Consider the following 11,614-nt stretch of genomic DNA (forward strand, 5'->3'; position numbering starts at 1 on the left):
TAGCTTATTTCTAGAGACAATTCTACTAAGAATCAGCCCACATTTCTACCCTTATAATTTAAGAAGCGTGACCTGCTATTAAAATAAATCAAGTGAGCTATCTAAATATATTTCCTCACGAACCTTAAGCTGATACTCTGGCCTGGTCATGTAATATAAGAGGAACTCTAAAATAATAGCGCTGCCAAGGCTTCGACCCTCGATTTTAAAATGCGAAAATCCCTTTTTGGCGTACATCTTTTGAATATCTTCTATTCCTATAAATCCAGGATTTTTCATAGCATCTGAGAATCTATAGCATCTCATGGATTCAGGCGCCACACAAATATGATCCTCGCAATCTTCGTCTAGATTTTTCCTGCTGACATTCTCGTAGCATCTCTTTCTATCAAAGCAATCATACCAGCAGCACTCGTTACATAAAAACTCCACCTTATTCTTTTGAGCCTCTGTCAAAGAATCAAGCTTATCAAATTCCTTGTTCAGTCTAAAATCAGGCACAACAAATTTAAAATCATCCCGATTTAGCTCATCTACAAACTGATTAAAATCTGTCAGCACCTTTGTTGTGGATGACACAAAGTAGAAGTTTGGATACTTTTCTTTAATATAATCAATAAGCAAGTCTGAGTGAACTATAATTCCACTTTGAGCGGATCCATTGTGTTCAAACAGACTGCAAAGCTGATTACATTTTTTATCCGAAAGATGCTCTTTTTCGAGCAAAGAATTACTAAAAGTAAGGCGCGCACTTACGCCATATTTTTCCATTAAGCGAGCTACTGCCTTAGGATCTGCATCACCAAAACCCACACGGCCTCCGCCCCACAAACATTCCTGTGGAGCGCCGTAAATAGAGCCTATTTCGCACCAATCATAGAAATATTCTCTATGATTAAAGAACAATGGCAAAAAGACTTTGTATAACTCATAAAATTCAAATAACCCAGGCAGGTGATAAAATACCATTTATAAATGTTTCTCCATTTCCACAATGGCGTTTTCAATCAATGCACCAATCTTATCAATGTCAGTCTCGTTCGCAAGTCTAAAATCCATATCTAGCCCTCCATGTAAGCAATTATACTATTATTGTATTTCATGTAAATCCTCTATTTTCTGTTTGCCTCAATCCATTTAACAGCATAGTCAACAAGCTCTCGCTGCTTCATAAATCTAAGAGTTGCATTTCCAAGAGTAGCCTTTTTTACCGGATGCTCCTTTTCAAATGCTGCTCCTATATCCACAAAATCCTCGCCATCCACAAATAGCGTCTCATATGCTTTCCAAACTCGTTTACCATTTTCCATGATGGCACTGTGCTCAACACAGTTGTGCTTGCTTGGATAATCAGCTCTCACATCTGCAAGATGAAGGGATGTATTCTTATCATAATCCACGCCAATTAATAACACATCACCATCTAATTCATAGAGCTTTGCCAAAGGTGAACCCTCGCCGAATATATTGGACAAGTCATGGTTAGAAACCAAATGGTTTGCATTCTTTCCCCATGCAGCTACAGACCTAGCAGGATGGTCGCTTCTTTCAGCTTTTGGCCACGAGCGGAACATCTCAGAAACTGCCCCCATTGTGTTTGTAGGTGTAATCTTTTTATCATATGCAGGCCAATTTTCTCTAACAATATCCCAATCCTTTTCATCCACATCCCAGTGAACTCCAGTCTCTGGATCAAGATTCTTCCAAGACTGAGTTGGCATCATGATGGTGCCTTCTTCGCCCAACACTTCAATAAGCGCCTCAATCACGGCCTGTGCTCCGCCACACACATAACCTAACTTAGAAAGTGAAGCATGCACCATAACATTGCTTCCTTTATTTAAACCGACCTCTTTAAAAGCTGAAATAATCTCATCTTTTGTAATTGCTTTCATGCCTTATTCCCCCGTTAAACATTTACAATAACTCCATCACCATACATTCATCAGATGCTTTAAAACCAAGACTCTCGTATAAAGGTCTACCCGATTCAGTCGCATCTAAACTGATTTCTGTAGCATGCTTTTCTTTAGCATCTTCAATCAGCAACTCGACCATTTTTTTCGCTATACCCTGTCTTCTATATTCCTTCCTGGTATAGACATTCATCAAGTGAGCTCTTTTGCCAGTTGGATGAGAAAAAGTAGGCATTACCTCAAAATAAGAAATGCTTGCACATCCAATCGCTTCATTTCCATCAAAAGCTAAACATGTAACCTGATTTCCCTCTAAAAAATATCTTTTACTACAGGAAATAAGTTCTTCAGTGAATGTTTGATTTTCATCCATTTCATTAACAATCCTAAGCATTTCTAATCGGATATTCATTAATTCATCGATATCTTTTTCTGTCGCTATCTTGTATTCCATTATGCCTCCCGTAACTAAAAACACCTACTATTTCTCATCGCTTAACGTATTCAAACAAGTCAAATCTCGTGACTCCAAGTTCCTTCAGACGATTAACACTATTTTGCTGTGCATCTTTTGTGTTATATTCCGGAATAAGAGGTACTCGAACTACAACTCTTTCAGGGCCTGCTTTTTCTATAAGGAATTGTAAATTTAACTCCATGAGAGATTGGTCCCCACCGGTATAAGAATGATATATTTCAGGATTCATATCCTTACAATCCACGATAAACTCATCGATTGATTGCTCAGCCAATTCTACCAGTGAGCGTGGCACGGCAAGGCTTGTCTCAGCACATAGCCGCCACGAATCACCACATATTTCACGGAAGGGCTCAAAAAAAGCAGCCTGCAGCAAAGATTCCCCTCCGCCGAAGGTAACCCCACCGCCGGTTGCCTGATAATACAAATCATCAATCTTCACACGGTCATATAATTCCTCAGGGCTTATCAATTCTACTTCATTTTTCTTTAATATCTCTTTATTAAGACACCATTTGCAATGTAGCGGACAAGAAGCCCCTGCCACAAGCGTTGTTACACCCTGCCCATCAATTCCCAAACGATGGCGAGCTATACGTAACAACGGAAATAAGTATTTTTGAACATTCATAACAATCTCTATCTATAGCAAGGTGTAAATTCACCTTCTACAGTTGTTTCTTCATCAGTGAAAAGCTCTACAGCGCCAATTTCCTCAGACTCAGAATTTGAGCATAAAGTTTCAGGGGCGGAATCAACTATGTGATAGATATGTCCTTCCTGTAAAGTGATATCTGGGAAAATATCCCAATACACATTTTGAGCGCCCTCTTCATCTCTAGAGGTAGCCTTCCAGGTTCCCAATAACTCATCCTCGCCATAAGTAACATCATAGATACGTATATAACCTGGAACCGTACCGTTGCCTTCATTCAAATGGTGTGTTGTCAGCGCGCACAACTTAATATCCTTATCTGGCATAAACATTGGACAGTATCTAGCAATTCGACAAACCTCGTCACCATTAACAGTACTTGCAAAAGTATGGAGGTTATCAAAAGCTCCATCAGCTGTCTTTTGAATCTCTCCTTCTGTAGAATTGCTCTCACAGTCACTCCAGTCTTCAGCTTCGCCTGCCAACTCCGGTATATATTGAGTGTCTCCTGCCAGTTCGTAATCATCTCCTGGATCCGCCATTAAACCTCCGGCATAATCATCGTCTGGAGCCACAGTCACATCACCTGAATAATCTCCACCATGTTCCTGTCCCGGTATTGAACAAGCCACAGTTCCAAAACTAATTCCTGTACAAAGTGCAGTTACAGCAACTGTTTTTCCAAGTTTTTTACGAGCTTCTAATTCCTGCTCGAGATAACGAAGTTCACTCTCACAACGTGGACATGTTCCAGAGCAATCACCCTGATAGGTGCATTCTCTTGTCACATACGGAATATCATTTTCATCTGCGATCTTCTGTCTAATCTCTTTTAAAATTTTACATTTTGCTTTCCCCAACATAACTCTTCTCCTCAGTTAAATACTTATATCCATTCTAACTGTTCCAATCCCCAAAAGCCACAAAATCAATGACTTTACTACAACTTAATAATCTCTGTAGCAATCTTTTCCTGGAATCGGGCATCATGCTCAACAATAAGCATAGCAGGACAGGCATCTAGAATCAGTTTTTCTATCTGCATTCTAGAAAACACATCAATATAGTTTAATGGTTCATCCCAAATGTATAGATGTGCAGGAGTTATTAGGCTAGCTGCTATTAGTACTTTTTTCTTCTGCCCCTCTGAGAAGTCTTCCATATTTTTGCCAAACTGCTCTCTGTTAAAATCAAGCTGCCTTAAGATGGCTAAAAACAAACTCTTATCCAAGCCTCTATACTGGCAAAAATCTTCGAGTGTTCCTCTCAAAAATGAGGTGTCCTGATTTATGTATGAGATAACCAAACCAGTAGTCACGGTCAATATTCCATCTACTATTTCTAAATTATCTAGTCCACCAAACTCTCTAGCATTATTGGCCTTCAAAATAGCTTTTATAATGCTTGATTTACCGCAGCCATTCTCGCCTGAAATAACAATTCGATCCCCTTGTTTAATCTGAAAAGTCAGGTTGTTAAATAATGGCGTCGAATCTTTATAAGAAAGTGAAAGCTTCTGAGCATCCACCAGAATATTCTTATGAAACTCCAGTGGCATGACCTTTAAATCCACAACGTTTTCTATATCCTGAAGCAATCCTTCCTTCTCTTCAATTTCCCGGTCCACTCTCTTTTCATATGCTTTGACTCGCGCCTGCATCTTCTTTGTCTTACCACCGATATAAGAACGACTCGATATACTTCTATCGGTTTCTTTTATAGGATCATAACCGATTTTTGACCCTTCACTTTTATCTGCCCATCTGCCAGTTCTGTCGGCTATTGCCTTAAGCTTTCCAATTTCCTTAAGATGCTTTTCATTTTCCGCCTTGGCAAAGGCATCACTTTTTTCTTTATTCTCCCACCAGGTCGAAAAGTTTCCTATCTGCACCTCTATGGTGCTTCTATTCATAACCAAAACATGATCACAAACAGCATCCAATAAATCTCTGTCGTGAGACACGAGAATGAAGCCCTTCTTGCTAGCCAAATAGTTTTTTACAATATCTCTGGCTGCCTGGTCTAGATGATTTGTTGGCTCATCAATTAATAGAAATTCATTTTCAGCGGCAAACAATACCGCAAGCATAACTCTGGTTCGCTCGCCATGGCTTAGCGTTTTAATTGGCCTGTATAAACATTCAGCATCTATCTGAATCTGATTCATCTGAATTAAAACCTGCCACTCTTCGACCCCAGGTTTCCACTTTTCTATCAGCTCACTGGCTGTCTTTTCCACATCCTCCCCCGAAACATAGTATGGAAAATAATCAAAATACGTGCTGGCAGTTATACTCCCCTGATATTTATAATCCCCCATAAGAAGTCGAAGAAGTGTAGTTTTTCCTTTACCGTTGCGGCCAATAAAACCTAACTTCCAATTTGTATCTATGTTGAATGAAACATTTTCTAAAACATCATCTGCACTTCCCTCATAGGAAAAAGTGAGATTGCTAACTTGTATTTGTGCCATAAACATCGCCCCTGTCTAAAAATAAGCACAAAAAAATCTGCTTTATACCTAAAGCAGATTAACGTACATATTTGAAATACACGCTATTATCACGTAGATATTTACCACGTGTCAAAAGCTTCAAAAATGAAAACGATAATCTAATTAGGCACACACAAACAGACCCTTTTGGGCCATAAATCTTCATTTGCATTTACCGAATTAAACTATCTAATTATCATTCCTCCACCTTCGCTACACATAGCGCCTTTCTTGAGTATAAACTCATATTAGCATCTTATTTAAAATTGTCAATAACTTCTAAACCAAATTTTAATAATTTGATAAAGAAAAAGTAACCGCCCGAACTGATATGTACCCCTTTTTCTGGACATCCAGAGAAAGGGGTACATATCACATTACTTGGCTTTTTTAATTAATGATAAAAACCCAAGTAAATGCAGATGGATCAATACATCTTTACCACCCACAAGCCCTTTTTCTCCTTTCAAGGGTGGTAAATCTCATATTTCAAACCTGTGGTCTCGCCACAGCCTTTGCAATCGATACTCCAATTGCTTCATTATAAGGAATCAATGTCGCCTGAAGTGCATGGTATATGTCAGACTTGCCTGGCCATACTGTGGTAAGGAGCTTGTTGTTTTGATCAAGCTGATGGAACCATGAACCATTTACATGGTCTACAACATAGGTATCTAAGTACTCCATGAATGCAGCATAATCATTACGATATTTATCATTCCAGGTCACCCTATAAAGTACCGCCGAGGTGTTAATCGCCTCTGCAAGTGTCCAATGCATTCTGTCATGAACAATAGGCTTGCCATCCCAGCCAGTAGTATAGCAAATACCTGGCGCTCCGTCTGCATTCCACGCATCAGAAGTAGCTCTGTTATAGAGGCATTCTGCTGCTTCAATGTAGTCTGTAAATTTCCCCTCTGGAATAGCTTTTGATGTGACCCCTATAGCATCTGTTTCATCATCTGGCTGTCCAAAACTTGATACTGCCCACTGGGTAATAAGTCTAGCCCACTCTATTCCATGGCCCGGTGTAGCTCCATAAGGCTTGAACTGATCATCAGGCTTTTCCTTATTACACTCTAAATCAGGAGTCCAATCACTGAGATAGTGCTCAGGAATTCTCCAGTCATTGTCCCTAGCCCATCCAAGGACGTGGTCTATTATCCTGCCTGCTCTGACTCTATATTTCTCATCACCTGTGGCATCTGCTGCAGCAAGAAAAGCCTCAACTGTATGCATATTAGCGTTGAGGCCTCTGTAGGAATCAAGTTCAGTAAACTGGGTATTCCATGTGTCTACAGAAAGTCCCAGCTTTTCATCCCAAAAATATTTATCGTATATACGAAGTGCATCTTGAAGCAGCTCCTTGCCCCCAGAAATACCGGCAAGCCTGGCAGATGAGCCTGCTAAAATAACAAAAGCATGGGCATAGCATGCCTTGTTAGGAAGCACCTGACCCTCAGCAGTCAATCCTGCGTACCAGCCACCATTTTCATGGTCATGAAGCTCTCCCATAAGCCCCTTAAGTGCAGCCGCAGCAAGTGCCCCACTGCCCTCATGGCCAAGCATAGCTCCCATGCTATACACGTGGCACATTCTACTGGTAATCCAAGTCTCCCTAGGTCTATCTGTCCAAGGTGTGCCGTCATCTCCCAGATAGTATGAACCGCCACCAGGGGATGGAAACCTATGTCCAAAGGAAAGTAGGTTGTCCCTCAATCCTAAAAGAAATTCTCTGTTTTCTGCTGAGTCTAATTCATACTTCCCCATGTAATATCCTCCAATACATTATATGTCTCTATTCAACAAGTCCTATCTTCTTTAATCCATAGTATATTCCATCTGACTCATTGCTTAAAGTTACATTCTCTATTTTCGCCTTTAATTCCTCTGGCCCATTTTCCATAATAAATGGCATGGCCACAGTTTCAAGCATATCTAAATCGTTGTAATGATCCCCAAATCCAACTGTTTTATCCAGTCCGATATTCCATTCATCACAAAGAAATCTTATGCTTCCCCCTTTAGATATACCCTTATTCATTATTTCTATTAAAAAATCTGAAGACCTTACAATTGATAGGCATGGAAATTTTGCCTTAAGTGCATTCTCAATTGCCCCCGTTTGCTTTGGATTACACATACACAAGATCTTGCCTACATTGGCCCCAGCTGGTAAATCTGAAATATCACCCTCTGTGGCCTCAGCCTCCACAATAGACTCTTCCCTCTTTACTCGCGGATCATTTTTGTTATTTACAATCCACATATTCATGGAATAAATATTCCACGTACAATCAAACTGCTCTGCCTCAATAAAATGAATAACAGTTGCTGCTGTCTTTCTTGAAAATCCATTAGACTGTAAAACATTGCCCTGTTCATCCATAACCAGGGCGCCGCTATAACACACCATTGGGCATGTAAAATTATATCTTTTGAAAATAGGATAAATCCCTGATGGCCCCCTTGCAGTAACAATTACAAAAGGAATATCCTTTGCTTTTAACTGCTTTATTGCCTGTATGGTGCTATCTAGCATCCTATGTTCATTATTTAGCAATGTACCATCTACATCACAAAAAACTATTTCATAATCCATTTAATCACCTTGTTTTTACAAGAGCCTCCACATCCTCTAGCTGTGGCATCACTCTAAGGGCGCCCTTTACTCTCGTGATTAAAGATGCTGCTGCATTGGCAACAGTAAGCATTGATTGAAGCTTTTTCTCATCCCAGTCCTCAAGTCCATTCTGAAGCAAATGATGGAGAACGCTTGCGCAAAATGTATCTCCTGCTCCAGTTGTCTCGATTGTATCTTCCGAAAGGAAAGGTGCTACCTCTACTATATGTTCAACACCTGTCTTTTTATTTAAATAGTATGCTCGGCTTCCATCCTTACCCATTGAAACGGTAATAAGTGGAATATCAAACTGAGCTCTGATTTTATTTACACCAGCTGTAAAATCCTCTTCTCCTGTAAGCCACTGGATTTCATTGTCAGAAATCTTAAGATAGTCACAGTACTCAAGGCCCTTTACAATCTGCTCCTTAGCCTCATCTAAACTATTCCAAAGAGGCTCTCTTAGATTTGGATCAAAAGTGATAATTGCACCACTTTTTTTCGCTATCTCTAACGCATATACGGTAGCCTCTCTTGGCATCTCATGTGTCATAGAAAGTGTACCGAAATGAAAAATCTTTGCCTGCTCGATAAGTGATGGATTCACTTCGTCTTTACGAAGCATCATATCTGCTCCAGGATTTCTGTAGAAAGAAAAATCTCTATCCCCATCTGCAAATGTCTTCACGAATGCAAGTGTTGTACGTACATCCTTATCCATCAAAAGATTATCTGTGCTAATACCAACTTCGTCCAAAGTGTCCTTAAGCTTGCGGCCAAATATATCGTCCCCAACCTTTCCAATGAAGCTAACACTATGTCCAAATCGTTTTAACATTGCAAGCACATTGCAAGGTGCTCCTCCAGGATTTGCCTCAAATAAATCGTTATTGCTTGCTGAAACACCATTGTTTGTCATGTCGATTAGAAGCTCACCTAATGCCACAACGTCAATCTTCTTTTCCAAAATAAAACCTCCCTGTGTTACCTAATTATTATTTAAGGGCAGTGGAATTACTCACTGCCCTTTTATTATAAGAGATAATGAAGAAATTGTTTACTTTAATAATTCAAGTCTTGAAGGATCATTTGCAAAAACTTCTTTAGCATTCTCTTTTGTAACAACTACTGGTGGAAGCTCATATACTGGAACATCAATAACACCATTGTTTGCTGTTACATCTGTTGCTGGCATACCATTGCCTGCCTGAAGTGAATCAATAATTTCGATTGTCTTAGCTACAAGGTCCTCTGTTGGCTTAGCAACTGTAGAGTACTGCTTGCCAGCCCATACCCACTCAACTGACTCATTCTCAGCATCAAGACCAGATACTACAGGGATATCCTGACCAGCGTTTTCGCAAGCTGTGATACATGCACGTGCGATACCATCGTTAGGGCAAAGGACACCATGGATTTCCTTGTCTGAATAGAATCCAGAAAGAAGTGTATCCATTCTAGCCTGTGCCTTTGAGTTATCCCAGTCAACTGTTGCACACTCTGTAAAGTCTGTCTGACCAGAAACGATTGTTACTGTGCCATCATCAATGTATGGCTGAAGTACTGACATAGCACCCTTGAAGAAGTTTGGTGCATTTGGATCAGCAGGACCACCACCGAAAAGCTCGATGTTGTAAGGGCCCTCACCCTTCTTTTCCTTAAGACCATCTAAAAGTGCCTGAGCCTGGAGCTCACCTGTCTTTACTGAACCGAACTGTACAACGCCGTCAACACCTGTTGTGTTCTCAAGAAGTCTATCGTAACCGATTACATATACGCCAGCTTCCTTAGCCTGCTCAAGTACAGAACCAAGCTGTGAGCCATCAACTGGACCAACAACGATAACCTTTGCACCGTTCTCAATCATAGACTCAATCTGCTGTTGCTGCTGTGTTACCTTATTGTCTGCTGCCTGAACAAGTGGAGTGTATCCAGCTGCCTCAAGCTGCTCTGTGAACATTTCCTCAGCTTCCTTCCAGTTCTGTGTGCCAAGCCATGGAAGAGAAATACCGATTGTTGCCCCCTTTTCAAATCCTGGAAGTTCTCCAGTTGTTGCCTCTGCTGTCTGCTCAGTAGAAGCTGATGTGTCTGTTGAAGCTGCATCCCCAGCACCTTCACGGCCGCCCCCGCAACCAACGAAGGTGGACATCATCATTGTTGCCGCCATCGCCATTGACAAAAGTGTTCTTTTTTTCATTTTCCTTCCTCCTTTAGTGAAAGTTATTTATTTGCGAAAAGTCTACCTATGATAGAACTCTTTCCACTCTTTTTGTTGTAGACATCAAATGCTACCGCTGCTAAAAGAACGAAGCCCTTGATAACCTGTGTACGGTCAGCTCCAACACCCATGAGCATAAGACCGTTGTTAAGTACTGCCATTACAAGACCACCGACGATAGTAGCAAGGATTGTACCAACACCACCTGATACTGCAGCACCACCGATGAATACTGATGCGATAGCATCCATTTCCCAGGAAGTTCCATCCGCAGGTCCTGCAGCTGTGGCACGACCTACGAAAAGAATACCTGCAACAGCTGATAGGAAAGACATATTCATCATTGTAAGGAAATATGTTCTTTTTACATTTACACCTGAAAGTGCAGCTGCTGCTTTATTACCACCCACAGCATACACATGACGTCCGAATTTGGTTCGCTGTGTAATGATGTGATAGATAATAGTGAGAACTAAAAGGATAAGTCCTGGAACAGGGAAGGAGGTTCCAACTCGTCCTGAGCCAAATAACCATGTAAAGTAACCAATAATTGCTGACATAAGCACAATTCTTACAACAAGAGCCCATACTGGATCTTTCACGCCTGTTGCATCACCTGAGTGCTTATGCTTTTTAATCTGAGCGAAAATGTAGCAAGCGATTCCGATAATTCCAAGCAAAAGAGTTGAATTGTTCATGCCTGTAAAGGATGGTCCCCATTCTGGTAAGTAACCAGAACCAAACCACTTAAGCTCCTGTGGAGCAGGCACTGAAATTGAACGTGAAATCCAAATAACACCGCCTCTGAAAATCATCATGCCACCAAGAGTTGTAATGAATCCTGGAATTCCAAGCTGTGATAAGAAAAATCCATGCCATGCACCAGCAAGTACGCCGATTGCAAGAGCTACTAAAACTGCAGCCCACCATGGTATGCTGTAATTTTTCGCTACAAGTGCCATTACCATTCCAGCAAAACCTGCAACTGAACCAACTGACAAATCAATCTGACCAATTACAATTACCATCAACATTCCAAGAGCAAGAATCAATACGTATGCATTTCCAGATAAAAGATTCTGGAAGTTAGAAGATGTAAGCATTCTTCCACCAGAAATAATATTAAAAATAATAATCAACAAGCCTAACGCTAAAACCATTGTGTACTGGCGAAGATCACCGCCCAATACTTGTTTAATGTATTTCATTCCCTTTTCCATCCTTTCATAT

The 11,614-nt window shown here is 40.6% G+C and carries 11 protein-coding genes; all 11 read right to left on the reverse strand.

All coding sequences use genetic code 11. The features are described from left to right. Window positions 1-78: 78 nt before the first annotated feature. The 11 genes from BLP50_RS06290 to BLP50_RS06340 all read right to left on the reverse strand — a co-directional run bounded on the left by BLP50_RS06290 (window position 79) and on the right by BLP50_RS06340 (window position 11,592). Entirely contained in the window at window positions 79-969 is an 891-nt protein-coding gene (locus BLP50_RS06290; protein ID WP_090152686.1) for a hypothetical protein, read from the reverse strand. Window positions 970-1,112: 143 nt separating this feature from the next. After that, window positions 1,113-1,895, reverse strand: a complete 783-nt coding sequence (locus BLP50_RS06295; protein WP_090152689.1) for an AAC(3) family N-acetyltransferase — start codon at window positions 1,893-1,895, stop codon at window positions 1,113-1,115. Window positions 1,896-1,917: 22 nt separating this feature from the next. Beyond that, window positions 1,918-2,370 carry a GNAT family N-acetyltransferase gene (locus BLP50_RS06300; protein ID WP_090152692.1) on the reverse strand — a complete coding sequence of 151 codons (453 nt, stop codon included), beginning with the start codon at window positions 2,368-2,370 and terminating at the stop codon, window positions 1,918-1,920. 34 nt (window positions 2,371-2,404) lie between these two features. After that, window positions 2,405-3,025, reverse strand: coding sequence for a radical SAM protein (locus BLP50_RS06305; protein ID WP_090152695.1), 621 nt, complete (start codon window positions 3,023-3,025; stop codon window positions 2,405-2,407). An 8-nt stretch (window positions 3,026-3,033) separates the two neighbouring features. Next, window positions 3,034-3,912 (reverse strand): hypothetical protein, encoded by an 879-nt coding sequence (locus BLP50_RS06310; RefSeq protein WP_090152697.1) that lies wholly within the window; start codon window positions 3,910-3,912, stop codon window positions 3,034-3,036. Between the two features lie 77 nt (window positions 3,913-3,989). Then, window positions 3,990-5,522: a ribosomal protection-like ABC-F family protein gene (abc-f, locus tag BLP50_RS06315; RefSeq protein ID WP_090152700.1), complete on the reverse strand. Its 1,533-nt coding sequence runs from the start codon at window positions 5,520-5,522 to the stop codon at window positions 3,990-3,992. Between the two features lie 510 nt (window positions 5,523-6,032). Then, complete coding sequence (locus BLP50_RS06320; protein WP_090152703.1) at window positions 6,033-7,313, reverse strand: AGE family epimerase/isomerase; 1,281 nt, start codon at window positions 7,311-7,313, stop codon at window positions 6,033-6,035. A gap of 28 nt (window positions 7,314-7,341) precedes the next feature. Then, window positions 7,342-8,145, reverse strand: a complete 804-nt coding sequence (locus tag BLP50_RS06325) for a Cof-type HAD-IIB family hydrolase (protein ID WP_090152706.1) — start codon at window positions 8,143-8,145, stop codon at window positions 7,342-7,344. A gap of 4 nt (window positions 8,146-8,149) precedes the next feature. After that, the gene (locus BLP50_RS06330) at window positions 8,150-9,133 is read right to left on the reverse strand and encodes a carbohydrate kinase family protein (protein ID WP_090152708.1); all 984 of its coding nucleotides are present in this window, start codon (window positions 9,131-9,133) and stop codon (window positions 8,150-8,152) included. 90 nt (window positions 9,134-9,223) lie between these two features. Further along, window positions 9,224-10,363, reverse strand: a complete 1,140-nt coding sequence (locus tag BLP50_RS06335; protein WP_090152711.1) for a substrate-binding domain-containing protein — start codon at window positions 10,361-10,363, stop codon at window positions 9,224-9,226. 23 nt (window positions 10,364-10,386) lie between these two features. Beyond that, window positions 10,387-11,592 (reverse strand): sugar ABC transporter permease, encoded by a 1,206-nt coding sequence (locus BLP50_RS06340; RefSeq protein WP_090152713.1) that lies wholly within the window; start codon window positions 11,590-11,592, stop codon window positions 10,387-10,389. Window positions 11,593-11,614 lie beyond the last annotated feature (22 nt).

Origin of the sequence: Pseudobutyrivibrio sp. AR14 (assembly GCF_900101325.1) — a bacterium.
Taxonomy (GTDB): domain Bacteria; phylum Bacillota; class Clostridia; order Lachnospirales; family Lachnospiraceae; genus Pseudobutyrivibrio.